The 20,859-nt window shown below is 44.6% G+C and carries 20 protein-coding genes and 2 pseudogenes; 16 read left to right on the forward strand and 6 right to left on the reverse strand.

All coding sequences use genetic code 11. The features are described from left to right. The first annotated feature begins 190 nt into the window (after nucleotides 1-190). Nucleotides 191-1,114: an NAD(P)/FAD-dependent oxidoreductase gene (locus ACYCS5_RS25430; RefSeq protein ID WP_459760297.1), complete on the forward strand. Its 924-nt coding sequence runs from the start codon at nucleotides 191-193 to the stop codon at nucleotides 1,112-1,114. Between the two features lie 10 nt (nucleotides 1,115-1,124). On the opposite strand, the gene ACYCS5_RS25435 is transcribed toward ACYCS5_RS25430, so the two are convergent. Both ACYCS5_RS25435 and ACYCS5_RS25440 read right to left on the reverse strand, forming a co-directional pair. Then, nucleotides 1,125-1,454, reverse strand: coding sequence for a hypothetical protein (locus ACYCS5_RS25435; protein WP_069010239.1), 330 nt, complete (start codon nucleotides 1,452-1,454; stop codon nucleotides 1,125-1,127). Nucleotides 1,455-1,596: 142 nt separating this feature from the next. Next, on the reverse strand, nucleotides 1,597-1,917 hold the full coding sequence (locus ACYCS5_RS25440) for a winged helix-turn-helix transcriptional regulator (RefSeq protein WP_007430161.1): 321 nt from the start codon (nucleotides 1,915-1,917) through the stop codon (nucleotides 1,597-1,599). Nucleotides 1,918-2,207: 290 nt separating this feature from the next. Between ACYCS5_RS25440 and zwf the strand changes: the two genes are divergently transcribed. The 8 genes from zwf (at nucleotide 2,208) to ACYCS5_RS25480 (ending at nucleotide 10,134) form a co-directional block, all read left to right on the forward strand. After that, nucleotides 2,208-3,710: a glucose-6-phosphate dehydrogenase gene (gene zwf / locus ACYCS5_RS25445; protein WP_069010238.1), complete on the forward strand. Its 1,503-nt coding sequence runs from the start codon at nucleotides 2,208-2,210 to the stop codon at nucleotides 3,708-3,710. Nucleotides 3,711-3,763: 53 nt separating this feature from the next. Then, nucleotides 3,764-4,657: a phosphogluconate dehydrogenase (NAD(+)-dependent, decarboxylating) gene (gene gnd / locus ACYCS5_RS25450; RefSeq protein WP_029519049.1), complete on the forward strand. Its 894-nt coding sequence runs from the start codon at nucleotides 3,764-3,766 to the stop codon at nucleotides 4,655-4,657. A 156-nt stretch (nucleotides 4,658-4,813) separates the two neighbouring features. Then, on the forward strand, nucleotides 4,814-5,488 hold the full coding sequence (locus tag ACYCS5_RS25455; protein ID WP_459760298.1) for an SOS response-associated peptidase: 675 nt from the start codon (nucleotides 4,814-4,816) through the stop codon (nucleotides 5,486-5,488). 379 nt (nucleotides 5,489-5,867) lie between these two features. Continuing rightward, entirely contained in the window at nucleotides 5,868-7,076 is a 1,209-nt protein-coding gene (locus tag ACYCS5_RS25460; protein WP_165147410.1) for an MFS transporter, read from the forward strand. A gap of 55 nt (nucleotides 7,077-7,131) precedes the next feature. After that, nucleotides 7,132-7,578, forward strand: a complete 447-nt coding sequence (locus ACYCS5_RS25465; protein ID WP_028542408.1) for an OsmC family protein — start codon at nucleotides 7,132-7,134, stop codon at nucleotides 7,576-7,578. 69 nt (nucleotides 7,579-7,647) lie between these two features. After that, complete coding sequence (locus ACYCS5_RS25470) at nucleotides 7,648-8,733, forward strand: lactonase family protein (protein ID WP_459760299.1); 1,086 nt, start codon at nucleotides 7,648-7,650, stop codon at nucleotides 8,731-8,733. Between the two features lie 562 nt (nucleotides 8,734-9,295). After that, complete coding sequence (locus ACYCS5_RS25475; RefSeq protein ID WP_023988309.1) at nucleotides 9,296-9,451, forward strand: hypothetical protein; 156 nt, start codon at nucleotides 9,296-9,298, stop codon at nucleotides 9,449-9,451. 173 nt (nucleotides 9,452-9,624) lie between these two features. After that, nucleotides 9,625-10,134 (forward strand): hypothetical protein, encoded by a 510-nt coding sequence (locus ACYCS5_RS25480; protein WP_459760300.1) that lies wholly within the window; start codon nucleotides 9,625-9,627, stop codon nucleotides 10,132-10,134. Between the two features lie 140 nt (nucleotides 10,135-10,274). Here the strand turns inward: ACYCS5_RS25480 and ACYCS5_RS25485 are convergent, their stop codons facing one another. Beyond that, a complete protein-coding gene (locus ACYCS5_RS25485; protein WP_039273464.1) occupies nucleotides 10,275-10,901 on the reverse strand; it encodes an FMN-dependent NADH-azoreductase in 627 nt (208 codons plus the stop codon). Between the two features lie 291 nt (nucleotides 10,902-11,192). Between ACYCS5_RS25485 and murI the strand changes: the two genes are divergently transcribed. Together murI and ACYCS5_RS25495 are read left to right on the forward strand one after the other, a co-directional pair. Beyond that, on the forward strand, nucleotides 11,193-11,996 hold the full coding sequence (gene murI / locus ACYCS5_RS25490) for a glutamate racemase (protein WP_209948066.1): 804 nt from the start codon (nucleotides 11,193-11,195) through the stop codon (nucleotides 11,994-11,996). A 98-nt stretch (nucleotides 11,997-12,094) separates the two neighbouring features. Further along, nucleotides 12,095-12,958 carry an aminoglycoside phosphotransferase family protein gene (locus ACYCS5_RS25495; RefSeq protein WP_459760301.1) on the forward strand — a complete coding sequence of 288 codons (864 nt, stop codon included), beginning with the start codon at nucleotides 12,095-12,097 and terminating at the stop codon, nucleotides 12,956-12,958. Between the two features lie 37 nt (nucleotides 12,959-12,995). Here ACYCS5_RS25495 and ACYCS5_RS25500 read toward each other — a convergent pair. Both ACYCS5_RS25500 and ACYCS5_RS25505 read right to left on the reverse strand, forming a co-directional pair. Beyond that, nucleotides 12,996-13,273: pseudogene (locus ACYCS5_RS25500) on the reverse strand (MFS transporter); the annotation flags it as partial. Between the two features lie 112 nt (nucleotides 13,274-13,385). Beyond that, nucleotides 13,386-14,369 (reverse strand): LacI family DNA-binding transcriptional regulator, encoded by a 984-nt coding sequence (locus tag ACYCS5_RS25505; protein ID WP_459761341.1) that lies wholly within the window; start codon nucleotides 14,367-14,369, stop codon nucleotides 13,386-13,388. Nucleotides 14,370-14,705: 336 nt separating this feature from the next. Between ACYCS5_RS25505 and ACYCS5_RS25510 the strand changes: the two genes are divergently transcribed. The 5 genes and pseudogenes from ACYCS5_RS25510 (at nucleotide 14,706) to ACYCS5_RS25530 (ending at nucleotide 19,818) form a co-directional block, all read left to right on the forward strand. Next, entirely contained in the window at nucleotides 14,706-16,094 is a 1,389-nt protein-coding gene (locus tag ACYCS5_RS25510; protein ID WP_039273459.1) for an MFS transporter, read from the forward strand. A 433-nt stretch (nucleotides 16,095-16,527) separates the two neighbouring features. After that, a pseudogene (locus ACYCS5_RS25515) lies at nucleotides 16,528-16,686 on the forward strand (VOC family protein); the annotation flags it as partial. A gap of 77 nt (nucleotides 16,687-16,763) precedes the next feature. Continuing rightward, nucleotides 16,764-18,158 carry an MATE family efflux transporter gene (locus ACYCS5_RS25520; protein ID WP_340885154.1) on the forward strand — a complete coding sequence of 465 codons (1,395 nt, stop codon included), beginning with the start codon at nucleotides 16,764-16,766 and terminating at the stop codon, nucleotides 18,156-18,158. A gap of 201 nt (nucleotides 18,159-18,359) precedes the next feature. Further along, a complete protein-coding gene (locus tag ACYCS5_RS25525; protein WP_459760302.1) occupies nucleotides 18,360-19,340 on the forward strand; it encodes a S8 family peptidase in 981 nt (326 codons plus the stop codon). Between the two features lie 286 nt (nucleotides 19,341-19,626). Continuing rightward, nucleotides 19,627-19,818: a hypothetical protein gene (locus ACYCS5_RS25530; RefSeq protein ID WP_459760303.1), complete on the forward strand. Its 192-nt coding sequence runs from the start codon at nucleotides 19,627-19,629 to the stop codon at nucleotides 19,816-19,818. Between the two features lie 156 nt (nucleotides 19,819-19,974). Here ACYCS5_RS25530 and budA read toward each other — a convergent pair whose 3' ends face one another. Then, a complete protein-coding gene (budA, locus tag ACYCS5_RS25535) occupies nucleotides 19,975-20,721 on the reverse strand; it encodes an acetolactate decarboxylase (RefSeq protein ID WP_029519072.1) in 747 nt (248 codons plus the stop codon). Nucleotides 20,722-20,859: the final 138 nt, after the last annotated feature.

The raw sequence follows: 20,859 nt of genomic DNA on the forward strand, positions 1-20,859 counted from the left end.
TGTGGGTATCTACAGTGCTCTTTGCCATTCCATTTTTAAGGCATATAAGCTTTGATATGTACGGACACAGGGGTTAATTCATCCGTTAGTGGGTGATATTATGTTTAAAATTGGATGAGAAGTTTACATAGGTGTTATTGCGATTTTATGCAGATGTCTAGGATAACGCGCATTCAAAGGAGGAAAAGTTATGAACTATGATTGCATTATTGTTGGTGGGGGAATTGCCGGATTGCAAGCAGCGATTCAATTGGGGAGATACAGCAGTCATCGAGTTCTAGTGATAGATTCGGGCTATGGTCGATCTACGCTATGCCACCAGTATCATAATATTTTGGGCTTTCCTGACGGAATTTCTGGTGAAGAGCTGCGACGGCTTGGACGTAATGAAGCCACAAAACTAGGTACTGAGTTTATTGTAGGGAAGGCGGTAAAAGCCGCCAAAAGGGATGAGCTTTTTGACATTCAAGTGGAGGAAGGCTCCGTGTATTCGTCAAAGACGCTGCTGTTGGCGACAGGGCTAACGGACCGTTTTCCAAAACTGGATGGGTTACAAGCCTGCTTGGGCAACGGTGTATATGTGTGCCCGGATTGTGACGGTTATGAGGTTCAGGATCGCAGTACGGTCGTCATGGGGGCAGGCAAAGCAGGAGCTTCCATGGCTCTGATTTTATCAGCGCGCACCGATCAACTTGTATATGTCAATCATGAGCGTTCAGAGGTGCCGGACGAGCTGAGCGAAAAGCTGCGGGAAAAAGGGATTGGCTATAAGGAAGCCGCTATTTCTGAGATTATAACCGGAGAACCGGGCTGTTTTGAAGGAGTGCGGCTGGCCGATGGACAAGTAGTTCGAGCAGAGCGGGGCTTTTTAGCTTTTGGCAGCAATCATGTTCATTCAGAGCTGGCAGAGCAACTGGGTGTACATCTGCTGCATAATAAGCACATTGAAACTCATCCTCGCAGCAAAATGACAAATGTGGAAAATGTGTGGGTAGCCGGGGACTTAGGAGTTCATGCCGAGCAAGCGACTGTGGCGATGGGAGAAGGAGCTATGTCAGCGATTTGGATACACAAGGTATTAATGGGTATGAAAACAAAAGTACCGCAGCTCTGAGAGCTGCGGTTTAGAACGATGGGCGTGTACTCGTTGGGAGATGAAGTTCAAAGCGTTTTAATTGATCGCTCATGCCGTACTTACGTAAAATTTCTGTCTGTTTGTTGCCGATAAGATCAAAATGCGGATAGGCCTGACGTTGATGAATATATTGGGGGTCCAATCCGTTATGGTTGCACCATAAGCGCAGCTTGTCCAAATCAGAACATCCCACCTTGGTGACGGTTGTAATGCCTGGAAAGCGATCATCCAGCCAGTAATGTGTCAGAAAAGCAATTTCACCACGACTGACCTCTCTTTTCCAGGCCATAAGCTCCTGCCGGGTAATGCCAAATGCCATCGTTCTCTTCCTTCCTTGGCTCAGACTGAAATCATGAGCTGCTGCGTGGTTGTTCCATTATTTTCGTACTGTAGTCTGTATTATGATCCACATGGGGTAACACAATAACAGGAGACCATGTGTGACGATCTCCTGTTAGAAGTTAAAGCCATCTCTCGGCCCAGCTCTCCACACCATTCAATGCATCACCTAGCTCTTTACCCTTGCGTGTCAGCGAATACTCGGTACGCACAGGCCGCTCTGTGATGACATTGCGAAGGATCAGGCCGGAAAGCTCTAGTTCCTTGATGCGTTCGTTCAGCATGCGTTTGCTAAGATCGGGTATGGAGACGTGAATTTCACTAAATCGTTTGGGATGTTCCATCAAAGTATGAATGATGAGAGCGGTCCATTTTTTGCTGATGATCTGAAAGGACTGTTCCACCTTACCGCACAAAAGCTTAGGCTGCCTGTCGTCGCTCATCTGAATCCCCTCAATTTCATTGTTGTTTTAAACAGTATACTAAAAGTAACTCTGTATACCAATAGTAACTATAACGCTTTGTGTCAACTGTGACATATTTAACATTTTTTTCTCTTTCCTTTCGTCAATCATACCACAGAAAACGTTATCATTACAGGATATATCGAATGTTCACGATTTCGCTAAAATTTGATTGACTTGCCCCTTATTTTGGGTGTATTATGGGTTACGTTAATTCCTCAGGTAACTTTTAATAACCTCATCTTTATAATGGGAAGAAGGAATAATTCATGGATTCAATGACATTTGTCTTATTTGGAGCGACAGGGGATTTGGCTAAACGTAAAATTTACCCTGCCTTGTATAATTTGTTTGTAGAAGGTAAAATTCCGGCTTCCTTTTCTGTAATTGGGATGGGGCGTCGTGAAGTGGCAGACGAGCAATTTCAAAGTAATGTAGAGCAATCCATTAAGGATTTTTCCAGACACGTGAATGAAGACCGTGCACAGATGGATCAGTTCTTAAGTGCTTTCCGTTACAGCGCATTGAACGTCAACCACCCGGAAGATTATAAAAAGCTGCTACAGCTTGCTGAGCAACGTGAAAATGACTTGGGAATTCCGGGGAACCGCATGTTTTACTTATCGGTGGCACCGGAATTTTTTGATGTGATTGCCCTCAATATTCGGGAGAGTGGTTTAGCTGAAACAAAGGGTTGGAAACGGCTCATTATCGAAAAACCATTTGGTCACGATCTGGAATCCGCACGTGAGTTGAATGATCGTCTGAGCAGAACCTTTGCTGAGGATGAGATTTATCGTATTGACCATTACTTAGGCAAGCCCATGGTTCAAAACCTTGAAGCCTTAAAATTCGCTAATCCGTTGCTTCAAGGAATATGGAACAATCAGTACATCGCCAATGTGCAAATTACCGCTTCTGAGACTGTAGGAGTAGAGGAGCGAGCAGGATACTATGATCACTCCGGCGCTATTCGTGATATGGTACAAAATCACATGCTGCAGGTATTGATGATGGCGGCTATGAACAAGCCGGGACATGTCACGGCTGACCAGGTGCGTGACGAAAAAAGCAAGGTTATGGACGCGCTTCGTGCACTTGATCCTTCTGATATTGCTTCCAGCGTGGTTAGAGGCCAATATACCAACGGTGAGATCAACGGAAAAGCAGTTCCTTCCTATAAAGAAGAGCCGGATATCGGACCTGATTCGCAAAATGATACTTTCATTTCAGCTCGCCTATGGATTGACAACGAACAATGGTCGGGTGTGCCGTTCTATATTCGTACCGGCAAACGCATGAAAGAAAAATCTACTCGTATCGTCGTGGAATTCAAAAAGGACAGCACAGATCCTTATGCCGCTCAAGGGCAACCGACTGACCCGAACCTGCTGATCATCCATGTTAACCCGGATGAAAAGGTAACGCTGCGTCTGAACAGTAGAGACCCGCTGAACAATGGTCAACTGGAGACGGTTCTGATGAATTATCATTCCGAGGCCAAGGATGTACCAGAAGCCTATGAGCGCCTCATCTTTGATGCGCTACGCGGCGATTCCACCTTTTTTGCTCATTGGAACGAAGTTGAGCTTTCGTGGGTGTGGGTTCAACCTGTACTGGAAGCTTTTGCTCGTGGTGAGGTTCCACTTCACACGTATGCAGCAGGCTCTTACGGTCCAGAAGCTTCAGATCAATTGTTAGAGGAGCAAGGCTTTACATGGTGGTTGGATGAAAAGTCCGAAAGCTCTGAGAAAGCAGTCGTTCGTTCTTAACACTTTAAGAAAGTATATACAAAATATGTTTGCTATGGCAGGAGGCCTTTACTATGCAAGTAGGATTAATTGGTTTGGGAAAAATGGGCTTGAATCTCGGAAAAAATTTGATCGATCATAAGCATGAACTTGTCGCTTACGACGTCAACGCAGCCGCAATCCAAGAAATGAAGGATTATGGAGCTAAAGGTGCTTCTACATTGGAAGAGCTTGTACAGGCAACTCAATCCCCTAGAGTATTATGGATTATGGTTCCTCACCAAATTGTTGATTCTGTGCTGGATCAGCTTCAACCGATGTTGTCCAAAGGGGACATCATTATTGAAGGTGGTAATTCTCATTACAAAGAGTCTATTGCTCGTCATGCCCGCTTAAAAGAACATGGTATCAGCTTCATGGATGCTGGAACTTCAGGCGGGATGGAAGGCGCACGCAATGGCGCTTGTTATATGATCGGTGGCGATCCGGAAGCTTGGGCGGTTGTTGAGCCTGTTTTCCGCGACACAGCAGTGGAAAATGGATATTTGTACGCAGGTAAATCCGGAAGCGGACATTTTCTGAAAATGGTTCATAACGGTGTGGAATACGGCATGATGGCTTCCATCGGTGAAGGATTTGAAGTGCTGGAAAAAAGCAACTTTGACTTTGATTATGAACAAGTAGCGCGTGTGTGGAACAACGGTTCTGTTATCCGCTCTTGGTTGATGGGCTTAACTGAACGTGCATTCTCCAAAGATGCAAACCTGGACGAAATCCGTGGGGTTATGCACTCTTCTGGTGAAGGAAAATGGACGGTTGAAGAAGCGTTGGACATTCAGGCTGCTACACCAGTTATTGCCTTGTCCCTGCTGATGCGCTACCGGTCTCTTGATGCGGACACGTTCAACGGGAAAGTGGTTGCTGCACTGCGCAATGAATTTGGCGGTCACGCGGTAGAAAAGAAGTAATAACAATATAAGCTAGTATCTATCCCCGTAGCTTTACAACTGCGGGGATATTGCTATATGTTTTGGCGTTTATTGGATTTTTGCATAACCTGCATATGCATATTTTTCCTTGTATATCCGCACAATAGGTGAAAAAGGCGGAAGGGTGAATAGCATATGTGCAAAAGGTTTTCGTTATCGGCTGATTTAGATGAGGTGAGGGATCACTTTGGTATACAACGGGTGATGTATTATTACAAAACACGCTATAACATGAGTCCTACTCAGCATGTTCCAATTGTGTTGCATCAGGATGGAGAGCGGGTACTTGATGAATTTCGTTGGGGATTTATTCCCTACTGGGGCAAGGATTGTGTCAATGCAGACTTAAATACGGTTCGGGTAAATCCGAGTTATCGCAAGATGGCGGAAACCCGACGCTGTATCATTCCATGCAATGGATTTTATTATTGGCGAAAATTAGGCAAACGCATGTGTGCTGTAAGGGTGGTACTGCCGGAACAGAAGATGTTTGCGGTCGCGGGGCTATATGAAGTATGGCATGATAGTCGTAAGGAGCCTTTACGCACCTGTACGATGATGACAGTTCATGCTAATACGGATATACGTGAATTCGATACCCGCATGCCAGCTATTTTGGAAGCTGATCATATAGATTCATGGCTGGATTCGTCTGTCCAGAACATAGATGAGCTGCTGCCTCTATTGCGCACGTATGAGCAAGGCGACATGAACATCTATCCAGTGACCCCGCTGGTGGCCAATGATGAACATGATAACCGTGAATGTATTCAGGAAATGGATTTGCAGTGGTCCTGGATTAAACCTTAAACGTATGGAGATTTTCATCCATTATTGATCATAAGCTTTCCGCCACCTGCATAGGTATGTATTGGGAACAAGCGTCATGATCCGGGGAGAGGGGAAACGGCCGAAGGAGTATCTCATATGGGATGGAGGCGATTGGAATGAGTAACGATACACTCATCCAGCTGCTGGTGCTCATGGTGACGATCATCGGTCTGGTCCAAAACCGGTAAGTGGCAGGTTCCAGAAGGCGGGAGAATTGCCGTAGGCAATCTTCCGTTTTTTTCTGTGTTAAAAAGCTCGCAGATTAAGGAAGCTTACGGTACAATAGATGCTAGGCTACAGGTGACAAGACACCTGAATATACGTCTACATACGATATATTTTTAAGGGAGAGCGAATCATGAGTGACTTAACTTCATTACCACCAGCCAAAAAAAGAAAATTGCTGTTCAGTGCAGGGCTTAGCTGGCTGTTTGATGCTATGGATGTAGGGCTGCTTTCATTTATAGTCGCAGCGTTGGCAAAGGAGTGGCATCTGGGATCTGAGCAAATTGGACTGCTGACTGCAATGAATTCGATAGGAATGGTGTTCGGAGCCGCTTTGGCGGGGATTTTGGCTGATCGTTACGGCAGACGCGCCATATTAGTGTGGACATTGTTGATCTTTTCTATTGCCAGCGGCTTATCAGCTTTGGCGACAGGCCTCGGAATGCTGCTGGTGCTGCGTTTTATTGCTGGTGCAGGCTTGGGCGGGGAATTGCCGGTTGCTTCGACGCTGGTGTCAGAATCAGTGCCTGTGAAAGAACGAGGGAGAGCGGTTGTGCTGCTGGAAAGCTTCTGGGCGGCAGGCTGGATCCTTTCGGCTCTTATTGCTTATTTTGTTATTCCAAAGTATGGTTGGCAAATGGCATTTATTCTCGGCGCAGTACCTGCGCTGTACGCTCTTTATCTGCGTAGAGCTATTGATGATTCACCGCGTTACAAGCTGCAAAGCGTTAAACTTCCGCTGCGTGCACGATTGGCTTCGATTTGGTCGGGACCTAATCGCAAGTCTACGCTGATGCTGTGGATTTTATGGTTCACAGTTGTATTTTCATACTACGGCATGTTCCTGTGGCTACCGAGCATTATGTTTATGAAAGGTTTCGAACTGGTTAAAAGCTTTGAGTATGTGCTGATCATGACGCTTGCCCAACTCCCAGGTTACTTTACCGCCGCCTATCTAATTGAAAAGCTGGGCCGCAAATTCGTACTGATCATCTACTTGCTGCTCACAGCCGTGTCTGCCATTTGGTTTGGCACCTCGGAAACGGCGGGAATGCTGCTAGCTGCTGGTATCTGCTTGTCCTTTTTTAATCTCGGTGCATGGGGAGCCATGTACGCCTATACACCAGAATTGTACCCGACATCCGTCCGTTCAACCGGTGTGGGTATGGCGGCTGCGTTTGGTCGTATTGGAGGCGTTATCGGGCCTTTTGCAGTCGGTATACTCGTAGGACAGGGCGTAGCGTTACCATCTATCTTTGTGATTTTCTTCGTAGCTATCTTGATCGGAGCAGCGGCTGTATGGTTGCTGGGTACGGAAACCAAAAATCAGGAGATTGACTAACCTTTACATTCACCTGTGTGAAGATTCATAATATAAGAGAGAGGAGTGACCTGAAATGGAGCATACCTTTCTGCTCAAGGCAGACTGGAACGGGGGGCGCAACAGTGACGGTCGTATTGAGGCTGGACAGTTGCGGACTGCAATTTCGATCCCGGCCGAGATGGGAGGCCCTGGTGTGGGCACCAATCCAGATGAAATGCTGCTCGGTGCCGCCGCTACCTGCTATTTGATTACTTTGGCGGCGATGATGGAACGCGCGAGTCTCCCGGTGGCGTCACTGGCGCTGGAATCCGAAGGGATTGTCGATGTAACGAACAATATTTTTACATATCGCCGAATTGTGCATCGTCCGCAGGTTCAATTGGCCGCCGATGCGACAGAATCGCAGATCGAACAAGCATTGCGACTGGCAGAGCAGGCAGAAACCTCATGCATGATCTCGCGTGCTGTAGCGGGAAATGTGACGTTGTCCACAGAGCCCGTGGTGGAGCGCGCCTCTTAAAGCGATATCTGTAACAGGAGCAATCATTCTAATTGCCCATCATTTTTTTAATCCAAGGAGGACACAACCATGACAGCGCAACAAAAATTGCTCGTATTCGCAGGCTCTTACGCCGAATTGGAAGGTAACGGAGTTTATTCGTATACTTTTAATGAACAGACAGGAGCACTTACACTACAGGATGAGTTCTCCGGCTTGAAAAATCCTACATTCCTGAATGTGGACGTCAAAAATCGGAAGCTGTATTCCATTGGGGAGACGACTTCTGCTGCAGGAGCAAAAGTAGGCGAAGCTTCTGCTTTCGAAATTGATCCAGTTAAAGGAACATTTACATTGCTGAATCGTGCGGAAAACGTGGGTGCAACAACTTGCCACATTCAGCGTGATCCATCTGATCGTTACCTTATTGTAGTCAGCTACCACGGAGGTATGGTGGGACTGGTGTCTCTGACTGAGGACGGACGTATTGGTGAGTTGCTGGATGTTAAACAGCACGAGGGCAAAGGAGCGCACCCTGAACGTCAGGATCGTCCACATCCACATTCCAGTTTCTTTAGTCCAGATGGTCGCTTCCTGTTCGTACAAGATCTCGGTCTGGATCTGATCCGTGTTTATACCATTGATGACAGCAAAGGACAACTGGTGCTCCATGGTGAAACGAAAACCCATGCAGGTGCAGGTCCACGTCATTTGACGTTCCACCCAAATGGTAAATTTGCTTTTGTCATTAACGAAGTGGATTCTTCCATTACTTCTTTTGCATATGATGCAGAGGCTGGTAAGCTCACTGAGCTTGAGAGCGTACCGACATTGCCGTCTGACTTTACAGGTGAAAACACAACTGCTGAAGTTGCAATTTCGGAGGATGGAGCTTATCTGTACGGTTCCAACCGTGGGCATGACAGCATTGTGGTATACGCTGTAGACGGAGCATCTGGCAAGCTGAGCTTGGTGGAGCATGTATCTGCCGAAGGAGAGCATCCACGCCATTTTGCTTTGACTCCAAATGGTAACCATATGCTCGTGGCCAACCGCGACACCAATAACATCGTTACGTTCAAAGTGGACAAGGCAAGTGGACGCTTGACCTACACCGGGCAACAAGTAACCGTGTCCAAGCCAGTATGCGTACAGCCTTTTTACTTTTCTGTATAAAAATTAGGAAAACATTAGGGGGAACTAAGTAACGGTATGCGACTTGTGACCACTACGAGAACGGATCATTTTTCCGATCGCTGTTGCCCCCAGATTTCTTGTTTGTATGTTCAAGGGTAGAAATCCAGGGGCAAAGGCGAACGCTCCGCTGCTTTAATGCTTTGACAGCCATTGAATATGTATATGTTGATGGTACTAATAGATTAACCAAGCATAGAAAAATTGTTAGTGAAAACGGCTCGTAGGATAACCTACAGCCGTTTTTATTTTAGGGCTTAGTCATTTCTAAAGAAGTCACTAACTACGAAAATAAACTAAAATTTTAAGGTTACAAATAAGATACGAATAATATCGGTAGGAAAAGGGTACATATGTTATAAGCGGGACAAGAAGCCCTCAAGCACTCCGATAATGTAAATCTAGGACAAGCATTGTGAGTTCCATATAAGAGGTAGAGACTTTAAATAAAAGTATTATATTTGACCTACCATCTGTTCGCGTAGTGGGCCACACAAATCGACAGCGTTGGATTGCATGTATTTCTACAGGAGGAGGAATTCTCATGAAAATTATCATTACACAAAAGGAAGCCGTCGACAAAGGAATATGGACAGAGATCATGGGGATGTTTGCTGTAACCAAAGAGGACGAAGTATGGCAAAATGAGGAGTTTATTCTCACCGAAGAACAGGCACGTCAGGTCGGGTTGTTAAGATAGCAAAGATAAATAGGACATGTTATCAAGTTTTAAGACCAAGTCTTAAAAAATCGTAACTTCTTTTTTATGTATCTGATACACTTTTTAACCGTGCAACGTTTATGATAAGTACACAAGGGTAATGAAGCTTATAGACACCGTGTACATACCCAAACGGCAAGGAGAGATCAGACATGATGAAACTAGCTTCGAAATGGACCGTATTGGCTTTAATGATGATGCTGATTACGACGGCAGGAGCAACAGCGCAAGGCTACACGCCTGTCGCAGCTGCTGAAAATCAGGAGACCGTATATATAAACCAAATGGAGATTCGTGACGGACAAATTTATTTGTCGGCAGACCCGATTGAATGGTATGAAGGCGCGGCGGCAGACAAAGCATTTGGGGAGCATGAAGGAAATACAGGATTGGATGGAGCGCCGGATGGCTACTACATCGTAAACAATTCCGTGCAAAATGACGTGTATCAGGTTGCACCAGATGCTTCGGTAGAGGTGCAGATTTATGATCACACGGGTAACATAGAAGATACAGACGTGCAATGGAACGAATCGATTCCGCTGGCACAGTTTGAGAAAGATTTTGCAAAAAAGGACGTTCTGGACCTCAGTCAATTTCCATACCATGTTACGCTTCGTGACGGTAAAGTTGTAAAAATCGTGCAGCAATTTATTCCTTAAAATAGAAGTAATATTATCACAAACACGTGCTTTCACTTGATTATAGATCAGGGGAGCACGTGTTTTTATATTTTGTAACAAAGAAGAGGGTATCCAGCCCATATAGGGCGCGGATATCCTCTTCTCTTCATAATATATGATTAGAACGATTTTGCTGTATCTACTGCACGTTGTACAGCAGAAGCAACGATTTCTTGTGCTTGATCTGGAGCTTGGTTATGTCCTTCCAGAACAACCTTCACGATGTCCTTTACTCCGAAGAAGGATAAGATGTTGCTCATGTAGTTCAAAGACATTTCAGCTGCAGCAGCTGGTCCTTCGGAATAAACGCCGCCTCTTGCATTCAACAGGGCTACTTTAGTTTCAGTTACAAGACCCACAGGACCCTCAGCAGTGTATTTGAATGTTTTACCAGCTTGGTTCAGGTAGTCAATGTACGTATGCAGTACAGCTGGAATCGTCATGTTCCAGAGCGGGAAAGCAAATACGACTTTGTCTGCTGCCAGGAATTGATCCAGGTAGCCATTAGCGATGTTTGCCAGGCGAGCTTCTTCTGCGTTCAGCTCCATGCCTCTAGCGGATTTGAACGTGCCGTTGATCATGTTAGCATTCAAATAAGGAAGCTCGACGGAGAATAGGTCCAGCTCAGTGATTTCATCAGATGGGTGGGAAGATTTGTAGCTTTCCACGAATGCGTTATACAATTTAACTGTTGCAGATTCTTCAGCTGTACGATCATTAGCTTTGACAAATAATACTTTAGACATAATTTATTTCCCCCTAAGTAAGTTGAATAAGTAAGTTAAGTTAGTAAGTTACCATGTAATATTACAATATAAAGATAATATCTGTCAACGCTTTTATATTAAATTTACTTTGAAAAGCTACTTTATTTTTTACACTGTAAAATTCAAGTGTTTCTTTTGCAAAATATCAGTTTTGCGGTAAAATTTAAATGTAAAGTCTAATGAAGAGAATAGTTTAAGTAGGCGAAGAAGGAAATGAACATGGTGCCAGCAAGATTTGGCACCATAGTTGAATGAAAAAAGGTGAGTAGCTTGAAGATAGGTTTTTTTGATTCAGGATTGGGTGGAATTACAGTATTGTCCGAGGCACTAAGACGTTTGCCAAACGAAAATTTTGTATACATGGCGGATACCCTTCATGTGCCTTACGGGACGAAAACTCCCCAAGAGGTGCTTGGTTATGTCAAGGCTTCAGTGCAAACGATTCTAAACGAAGATGTTAAGGCACTGGTGATTGCCTGCAATACGGCTACAAGTATCGCGGTTGCGGAGCTAAGGAAGGAATATCCTATTCCGATTATTGGTATGGAGCCAGCTGTGAAGCCAGCGGTCGAGATGAACCGGGCTAATGGTAAAAGAGTTCTGGTGTTAGCCACACCATTGACGTTGAAACAATCTTGTTATGCAGCACTCGTATCCAGAGTTGACGATCATGGGAGCGTGGACTCACTACCTCTGCCGGAGCTAGTACATTATTGTGAACAGTTGAATTTTGACCGGGCAGAAATGTCCGCATATTTTAACCGTGAGTTGTCTTCGTTCAATCTCGACATATATGGTACGGTGGTATTGGGATGTACTCATTATCCTTTTTATAAGGAAATTCTAAGGGAACTACTGCCTTCTCATATTCAGTTAATTGACGGGAGCCAGGGAACAGTTAGACGGTTGAAACAGGTGTTGTCTGAGCGTAATTTGCTGGAACCTTCGCCAAAATCCAGTCCATCGCAGGCGGGACACATTACATTTCTATGTTCTAGTCAGGATGAGGCCTATGTGCGTAAGATGGAGCGGGCGCTTGAAATCTATACGGAGCATGAAAAGATTTATTTTTAAAAGAAGAGCGGCTGGCGAACGTGTGGGATTATCTTAATGAAATTATCCAAAAAATCGCCAGCCGCATTGTGGATCAGACGCACGGAGGGAGGCGTGAAATGGACGTTCAACTAATCCTGAATGAGCTTTATGCAGCAGGCGTGCTTGAAGGCCATATGCAAAATCTCAAACCGCTGACCGGCGGTACTTCGAGCGAAGTGGTTGTTGTCATGGATGGTACCAGGCCTCGATATGTGATTAAGCAAAATGATCATGCGATTGTAAAAGCTGAGGCGGAGTTTTTACATACCTATGTACAGATTGAGAAACTATCGCGTTTGGTTTATGTAGATCCGTTGCACCGTTATTTGGTATACACGTTCAGGTCAGGGCTCACACAGTATCATGGACGAAACAAAAGCAATTTGTTGCTTCATCTGGCGACGGAGGTGATCTCGCACTATAAGCCTTTTGGTGAGGAACGTCATTATGGTTATCCGGACCACCCGTTTGTGGAATGGAAAGATTTTCTGCTGCACAGAACGAAGGAATCTGGAAAGATCATACAAGACATTTTATCCCGTGAGGATCATCGTTTCGTTCATACCCTTGTGGCTGGATCGCCGCAACGGAATATTAAATATTTGCTTCATGGCGACTGTGGAGTACATAATTTTGTGTTTAACGAAAATGGCACATTGACGGGTATTATTGATCCTGATCCCGTGGTGGGAGAACCCCTATATGATCTGATATACGCCTTTTGTTCTTCACCGGATAGGCTGACCATCGATACCATTTTGCCTTCCTTAGAGAAGCTTGAGCCGGAGATGACAGGGGAATACGAGCTAAACAGGGAAGTGTTACTGGGACTATATTTTCGTATAGCCACCTGCATTCGTCATCATCCGGAAGATCTCGATCAATATACAGAAGCGTGGGCCTATTGGCTGAACAGGATTCGCTGTAAGGAAGAGGGATAAAAGCATACAAGGAAGGATCATATTTTCTTTTCGGTACATCAAAAAACTTGATTTTTAACCCAATGCAGATAGATGCAAGCACAGAAATAATACTCCACTCCAGGTAATCAGGTGTGTTCCCATCTGTGATAGAAACCATCCGCCTAAGGTGGTGCCAATCGTGACACCTAAATTTGCAAAGGAGACAAACAAGCTATTAGCAAATTCAGGTGCTTCTGAGGCCTCCGAAGTTAACCAAGTTTGACTTACAATCAGGCCGCCGGTAAAAAAAGCCCCCCATATAATTATTATTATAATCATGGGAATGTAGTAAGCTCTTTTGGGAAAAACTTTGCAAGATAACGTTTCCATTATTCAGCGTCGGAGCTGACAAAATCCATCCTAGCCGGTGAAGCACTTCCAGCAACCGCGTAGGAACATGCAAAGATTAGGATACCCCATGTTTTACACTGCTGTCCCGAATTTCTAACTGATGCGATATGGACCAGTGGACAGCCGCCAATTCCTCTCCTTTAATAAGCTTAATGAGATTGCGGGCGGCGACCATGCCCAGTTCGGATGCTGAATATCGGACAGTTGACAATTTAGGCCGGATTATTGTAGCCATATCAATGTCGTCAAATCCCAAGAAAGAGACCTGTTCAGGTATTTTCACCCCATTCTCGGTCAGAAAGTTCATAGCGCCTATGGCAATTCGGTCCGTCGCGCAGAACACCGCACTGGGCAATGGGCCTGAATGATAAAGTTTTCTCATAGAGGTTACGCCGTCTTCAACTGAAAAGCCGCTTTCCAACACACGTTCAGGACGTACTGGCAGGTGAGCGGCCTTCAATGCCTGTTCATAGCCCAAAAAACGCTGACTGCCCACTGAAATATCTCCCGCAGCTCCCCGCAGCATCGCGATATCCTGATGTCCCTGTTGAATTAGATAAGTTACCGCTTCAAAAGCAGCCGTTATGTTGTCAACATGTACGGAAGGAATGGATTTGTCTCGAAAATCCCGTCCGACAAGGATGCAGGGAATTCCCGCCGCTTCAATGAGCGCGTATAGCGCATCCCGGATTCCGTCTACCGATATGATAATTCCGCTCGCCTGCATTTCACGGAACATATTGTAATAGTGTATTTCAGAGTCCGCGTCCCCCCCTGACAAGGCGATTATGACATCGAAGCCGTATAGATGCGCTACTTGATTGATGCCTTCAACCATGTTATCAAAGACATTGTTTTTAATCTCGGGCAGAAGTACTCCAATCAGAGATGTATTATTCTTTACCAGTGTCCGCGCTATGGCATTTGGACGGAATTGAGTGGCTTCAAGGACATCTAGAACTCGTTTGCGTATTTCACTGTTCACCGTCTGGCTGTTATTGATCACTCTGGAAACCGTTGAAATGGAGACGTTGGCCATTCGAGCCACATCTTTTATAGTCATTTTCATTGTACACACCGGCTTTCAAGCAAGTATTTATTTAGAAAAAGGTTCTCAAAGTCAATTGAATTTATTATATCAGTTTATTGAGTTTAACAAAGATTCCAGAGCAAAGAAAGCGCTTGACCTTGGTTTATAGGGGGAGTATAATCAACTCCGGAAAACGTTTTCTAGTATTTTCTGGAGATAAATGATTGTTTTTACCAAATAACTAGCTGAATTCAAGGTATTTCGGCTTGTTTTTTTGATTATCAAGAAAACGTTTTCCTTATGGCTTGGGATTGTAGAGAATAACAAGGGAAAAGGAGCATGAGCATGAGAAGTTCGAGCGATATTGTTGTAATGGGAAATGAGGCTTCAAAGCAAACCGATTCAAATATTACGCTGAAAGAAAAGATGGGTTATGGATTCGGTGATTTTGCCAGCCAGTTGCTGTTTGCCGCCGCAATGACTTTTCTGTCCTACTTTTACACAGATGTAATCGGGATCAGCGCCGGGGTCATTGGTACTTTAATGCTAGTTGCGCGTGTACTGGATGCGTTTATTGATGTCGCGATTGGGGCTTTGATCGATAAAACGAAGAGCAGACACGGGAAAGCCCGTCCTTGGTTACTGTGGATGTCCGGGCCATTTGCGTTGTCTGGAATTCTCTTGTTCACGGTTCCAAGTGGAAATATGACGATCACTATTCTATACATTTACGTTACCTATCTGCTGATGAACATTATCTATTCCAGCATTAATGTCCCTTATGGTGTGCTTAATTCCATGATAACGCAGGATTCTTACCAGCGCTCTCTTCTTAATATTTTTCGTATGTCTCTGGCGAATATTGGTGCCTTGTTAATTAATTATTTCACCCTTCCGTTAGTGAAGTCGTTCGGCGGCGGTCAAAAGGGGTGGATTTTCACCTTTATTCTGTTTGGTTTGCTCGGAACCTTCTTATTTCTCGTTACCTTCTTCAGTACCAAAGAAAGGGTTACTCCATCTGTTGTACAGAAGCCAATTCCGTTTGGACGTGCTTTTGGAGCGCTGATGCGTAATAAGTATTGGAAATTGATTCTTGGGTTTGCTGTGGTCTATTTCATAAATAACTCACTGGGCACAGGTATGAATATTTACTACGCACGTTATGTGTTAAAAGACGCCAATCTGATTGGGGTGCTCGGCATATCCTTACTCCTTCCTTCCCTGCTTGGTTATCTGTTATTGCCACCCGTCGTCAAGCGGATCGGGAAACGAAATTCATCCATTATCGGAAGTATCCTCCTGATTGTGGGATCGCTTGTTATTGCCGTCAGTCCCGCAAGTCTTATGGCGGTCTGCCTGGGACTCGTTATTAAAGCGCTTGGACATGCCGCTATTCTCGGAACCTTCTTTGCCATGTTGTCAGATACCATTGAGTATGGCGAATGGAAGACAGGGATGCGCACCGAAGGACTGGTGTACAGTGCGGGTAGTTTCGGCACAAAAGCGGGAGGCGGTTTCGGAGCGGCACTCATCGGTTGGGGACTGGCATTGGGAGGATATGCTGGTGGACAAGCTACAATCAGTGCCACAGCGCTAGCGTCTATTCATTTCATGTTTATCTACGTTCCAATTATCTTGGCTGCCCTGCAAATTGTATTGCTGGCATTTTACAACCTAGATAAATTATTTCCCGGTATTGTCAAAGAGCTTGAATTCTTAAAAAACGCTAAATAAGGAGAGGAAAGGAAAATGGAGAAGAAATGGTGGAAAGAAGCCGTATTCAAACCATTATCCACTAAAATTTTTCCTTAATTCTTTGCTTCCTTTTCAGTTTCTATTCTTTGAATCTCATATTTATCAGAACTACAAGGTAGGTCAACTAAGTTTATGAAGGTCAGTGTCTGAGAAGCCATACTTTAGGCTTAGGAAACGTTAGCTGAATTAAAGAGCGGTAGTCTAGAATTTTAACTATGAAAACCAAGATGTTTTTTTCTTGACCAGTTTTAAAAAAAGGACTATAACATCAATCTTGATGATGTTATAGTCTTTTTTTGATAAGAAATTATTATTTTAACGAGGTCTACCTGAACGAAAACCACAAGAAGGATGTTCTGCAATGGACAATCGAATCATGTTGAATACCACGCTTATCAAGCTGAGAACTTTTAATGTCATCATTTTGTCCGGACGAGAACGGAATGAACAGGACAAAAGGCCAGTCTATTTTACAGATCCAGACGGACATAAGTATGAATTCCACACAGGACAATTGCGGGACCGCCTGGAATATTATAAAATGAAAAAGCATATGACTTTTTTTGAATGAGTAATTGTTATCGATATAAATGATATAAGTAATAAGTAAGTAATGATTGGGTTCGCATTTAGGAGGAATACGAAAGGATGTCACTGTCTCAGGAAAACGCTTCCAAGCAAGCGCAAGTCGTTAAAACGATGACGGTTTTTGCAATCACTTGGCCGATCTTTATAGAGATGTTGTTTCACATTTTGATGGGTAGCGTGGATACGTTCATGCTAAGCCATGTTTCTGATGAGGTTGTATCGGCTGTGGGTGTGTCCAGACAGTTGATTGAATTTACGATTATACTTTTCAATCTGCTTGGTCTTGGTGTAGGTGTGATCATTGCTCAGCTATTGGGGGCGCAAAAGCATGTGGATGCAAGCCGTGTTACGGCTTCGGCACTAACCTTTAATCTGGTGTTTGGTCTGGCATTGAGCTTGATGTTTATTGTCAGTCGGGATTTTTTGCTATCCTTTTACCATATTACTCCGACGATTAAGGAAAATGCAGAGATTTATATGATGCTGGCAGGGGGTTCGCTGTTTCTGGAAGCGCTCATGCTAACCGCAGGTCCGGTTATTCGATCGCATGGTTTTACTAAAGATACGATGATCGTGGGCATTGGTATGAATATTTTACATATTGCAGGAAATGCATTGCTCATTTATGGCTGGTTTGGTCTGCCGCAGATGGGAGTGGCGGGAGCAGCGATTTCAACGGTTATTAGCCGTGTTGTAGCATGTGTCTGGATTTTTCTACTGCTGTACAAGCGTGTAAGTGCGCCGATTCGCATCCGGTATTATGTACAGCTACAATGGAGTAAGCTGGTAGCCATTCTGAAGATTGGTATTCCTGCCGGGCTGGAATGGTTGTCTTATCAGCTTAGCCAAATGATGGTGACCCGGTTTGTCAGCTTTATGGGTACAACGGCAATCGCAACCCATTTTTATTCGAATACAATTGTGTACTTTTTTATGGTATTTGGAATGGCTGTAGGGGAGGGGACGGAAATTATTGTTGCCCGCCTGATTGGAGCAGGAGACAAGGAAAAGGCCTATCATCAACTTTTACGGAGCCTGAAATGGTCTTTGATCATTACGATTGCTGTAATCGTGGTAGTATCCTTTTTCCGATATGAAGTGATGGCGATCTTTACAGATGAGCCGGCGATCATTCAATTAGGGGCAGCGATTTTGCTTTTCTGTATATTGCTGGAGCCGGGCCGAGTGTTTAATCATGTTGTCATTAACTCCTTGCGAGCAGCGGGAGATGTTCAGTTCCCGTTAATGATGGCCATAATTTCAATGTGGGGGATTAAAATCCCGTTAGCATATGTGCTGGGCATTCATATGGGATATGGAGTGCTGGGTGTGTGGATTGCACATGCCTGCGATGAGTGGGTACGAGGCATTTTCCACTATTTACGCTGGAAGGGCCGGAAATGGCAGCACAAATCGCTGTTATCCAAGGCTGAACTTCAGGCGGAATCCGTCTAAGGCTGATAGAGAACCTACAACAGACATTCTCCAAGCGAATTGGGGGATGTCTGTTTTTTTACAAAAATAAGCAAAATGGGGATGTTCAAAGTTTTCAAAAATTGCTAGAATATAGTAACCTCGAATGTAGTAGAGGTTTTCAAAGTTTCATAGTTTCAAAGACGGGTGGTTTCCGATTGAATCCATGAAGGAGGGAATAGGATGGAACGTAAAGTGCATATCATTCCTTACCAAGTGATCAAGCAGGAGCAACAAGTGAATGAAATACCGCGAGGTGTAGAGCTGATTCAGGCTCCTGCGGTATGGAACCAGACTCGAGGCCAAGGCGTGAAGGTGGCGGTGCTGGACACGGGCTGTGATTCGGACCATCCTGATTTGAAGGCGCGCATTATTGGCGGACGGAATTTCACGGATGATGATCAAGGTGATCCGGAAATTTTCAAGGATTATAACGGTCATGGCACGCATGTGGCAGGAACCATTGCGGCAGCAGAAAATGCGGATGGTGTCGTGGGTGTTGCTCCAGAGGCAGACCTGCTCATCATCAAAGTGCTAAACAAGCAGGGCTCCGGTCAATATGACTGGATTATTCAAGGCATCTATTATGCGATTGAGCAAAAGGCAGATATCATATCGATGTCACTTGGCGGTCCTGAAGATGTGCCAGAGCTGCATGAAGCAGTAAAAAAGGCTGTAGCTAGCCAAATCTTGGTCATCTGTGCAGCTGGAAATGAGGGAGACGGTGACGACAGAACGGACGAGCTCGGCTACCCCGGCTGCTATAATGAAGTGATTAGCGTAGGCGCTATCAATTTTGACAGGCACTCCTCAGAATTCAGTAATTCTAATAATGAGGTGGATTTAGTTGCACCCGGAGAAGATATTTTGTCCACCGTTCCGGGCGGCAAATATGCGACTTTTAGCGGAACTTCGATGGCTACTCCGCACGTAGCAGGTGCATTGGCGTTGATTAAGCAGCTGGTAAGTGCGAGCTTTGAGCGTGATCTCACCGAACCGGAATTATATGCACAACTCATCAAACGCACGATTCCACTTGGCAATTCTCCTAAGCTGGAAGGCAACGGTCTATTGTACTTGACGGCAGTAGAGGAGCTCTCGCGTATTTTCGACGCACAGCGTGTAGCAGGAATACTAACTGCAGGATCATTGAAGGTTAAATAAACCGTAACTTCGGATATATAGCGGCTCTCCTGTAAGGAGAGTCGTTTTTTTGGATTTTAAATCTTAGGAAAAACTCCATTTACATTGCATTCAAATGTCGGGTAACATATATCTCAAAGATAGGCATGAGTCAGAAGTGGAGGATTAATATGAACGATATCATGGCGCAAGCTGGCGAGCTTAGACGAGCAGGGCAAGCAGAGGAAGCACGAAAGCTTCTTTTGAAGGCATTAGAACAGCAGCAAAATGATGCAGAATTGTGGTATCAGACCGCTTGGACACATGAATGGACGAATTTCCGGATTACAGACCGTTTCGGGTATTTTACGCGATGGTATTATATAATCTGGGGGAATTCGGGAAAGCCATGCAGGAGCTGCTAATGGAGGTGGCTGAGACGACCTCGGATTTATCTACACAGGAGTACTCACGTGCCATTCAATATTATGCAGATAAACTGGATCAGATCGAGACATAGGTGGACCGGAGTGAGAGCATAAGCAGTAACGTATATATACGCTCGTACATAAAAAGATCACAGTCAGAGAGCAGTAATTCTCTTTCCTGACTGTGATCTTTTGCTGTTTATTGTTTGGCTATAGGGTCTGTAAATTGATGAGTTAAATAGCTGCGATTACTGCGCACCTTCAGTAACGGCGATTTCCTTCTCCAGGTTTTCTCTGGACAGGTTGGCCTTCAAGTAATCCGGGGTATCGGGCAGGACCAGGTGCAGATTGGATTTTTGACAAATGCGGATGGTGCACTTTTCGACGATAAAATCAAAGACATGCCCACCCCCAGTGCGTTCATCGTTAATAAAATGCAGATGAAATCCGGCTACCCCAATACCTTGAGCATAGGCAGGTGTCCAAAAACCTGTAATCACCCCAGAAGCGTCGTTAAAAGAGAACGTAGGCTGAGATTTGGTCGCTTCGATAAAAGGTTTGTAAGGCTTCACCTGGTGAGGGACGGTACGTGTCTTTACTTCACGAAAAGTGCCATCCATACGGAAGGCATAGAACAGATTACGGCTTGGAAACAACTTTAACAGCAGAGCTTCCAGCTCTTCACGATGCATGGGGCGGTCAATAGTATATGTGAAATCTTCATGGAAAAAGGTGACGGTGGAAAAAGGTGTGGTTTCTTCCGGTTTTACGCGATGGGCCGTACCGTCTGGAAGCAAGTGATAGAATTCACCATCGAACGCGATCATCTCGCCATTCAGTTGATCAAAGGTACCAATCCCAAAATCCCCGTGCTTTTGCAACTCCTCAAAGGCAACAACTCCGTCATAAAGACCATCTAATAGAGCGAGCATAGTGGACGTTTGGTAAATATCATGGTCAGTTTCTTGCTTGGTTTCCAGTCCTGCAACGGTCATGGTAATACACTTCCTTTTGTAATTGTATGCATTTATTTTCTTTCTTTTTCAATAATAAACGTAAATTTTCAGTAAATAACGAGAACAACTCAAAAAAATCATAAAAAATAACGTTTTGCTCCATAATTGTCACGAAAA

This window comes from Paenibacillus sp. SEL3, assembly GCF_054602585.1.

Bases quoted from the DNA above. Each gene is read 5' to 3' on its own strand.
- ACYCS5_RS25430 (WP_459760297.1), top strand. From the start codon at position 191: ATGAACTATGATTGCATTATTGTTGGTGGGGGAATTGCCGGATTGCAA.
- ACYCS5_RS25435 (WP_069010239.1), bottom strand. From the start codon at position 1,454: ATGGCATTTGGCATTACCCGGCAGGAGCTTATGGCCTGGAAAAGAGAG.
- ACYCS5_RS25440 (WP_007430161.1), bottom strand. From the start codon at position 1,917: ATGAGCGACGACAGGCAGCCTAAGCTTTTGTGCGGTAAGGTGGAACAG.
- zwf (WP_069010238.1), top strand. From the start codon at position 2,208: ATGGATTCAATGACATTTGTCTTATTTGGAGCGACAGGGGATTTGGCT.
- gnd (WP_029519049.1), top strand. From the start codon at position 3,764: ATGCAAGTAGGATTAATTGGTTTGGGAAAAATGGGCTTGAATCTCGGA.
- ACYCS5_RS25455 (WP_459760298.1), top strand. From the start codon at position 4,814: ATGTGCAAAAGGTTTTCGTTATCGGCTGATTTAGATGAGGTGAGGGAT.
- ACYCS5_RS25460 (WP_165147410.1), top strand. From the start codon at position 5,868: ATGAGTGACTTAACTTCATTACCACCAGCCAAAAAAAGAAAATTGCTG.
- ACYCS5_RS25465 (WP_028542408.1), top strand. From the start codon at position 7,132: ATGGAGCATACCTTTCTGCTCAAGGCAGACTGGAACGGGGGGCGCAAC.
- ACYCS5_RS25470 (WP_459760299.1), top strand. From the start codon at position 7,648: ATGACAGCGCAACAAAAATTGCTCGTATTCGCAGGCTCTTACGCCGAA.
- ACYCS5_RS25475 (WP_023988309.1), top strand. From the start codon at position 9,296: ATGAAAATTATCATTACACAAAAGGAAGCCGTCGACAAAGGAATATGG.
- ACYCS5_RS25480 (WP_459760300.1), top strand. From the start codon at position 9,625: ATGATGAAACTAGCTTCGAAATGGACCGTATTGGCTTTAATGATGATG.
- ACYCS5_RS25485 (WP_039273464.1), bottom strand. From the start codon at position 10,901: ATGTCTAAAGTATTATTTGTCAAAGCTAATGATCGTACAGCTGAAGAA.
- ACYCS5_RS25495 (WP_459760301.1), top strand. From the start codon at position 12,095: ATGGACGTTCAACTAATCCTGAATGAGCTTTATGCAGCAGGCGTGCTT.
- ACYCS5_RS25505 (WP_459761341.1), bottom strand. From the start codon at position 14,369: ATGGCCAACGTCTCCATTTCAACGGTTTCCAGAGTGATCAATAACAGC.
- ACYCS5_RS25510 (WP_039273459.1), top strand. From the start codon at position 14,706: ATGAGAAGTTCGAGCGATATTGTTGTAATGGGAAATGAGGCTTCAAAG.
- ACYCS5_RS25520 (WP_340885154.1), top strand. From the start codon at position 16,764: ATGTCACTGTCTCAGGAAAACGCTTCCAAGCAAGCGCAAGTCGTTAAA.
- ACYCS5_RS25525 (WP_459760302.1), top strand. From the start codon at position 18,360: ATGGAACGTAAAGTGCATATCATTCCTTACCAAGTGATCAAGCAGGAG.
- ACYCS5_RS25530 (WP_459760303.1), top strand. From the start codon at position 19,627: ATGGACGAATTTCCGGATTACAGACCGTTTCGGGTATTTTACGCGATG.
- budA (WP_029519072.1), bottom strand. From the start codon at position 20,721: ATGACCGTTGCAGGACTGGAAACCAAGCAAGAAACTGACCATGATATT.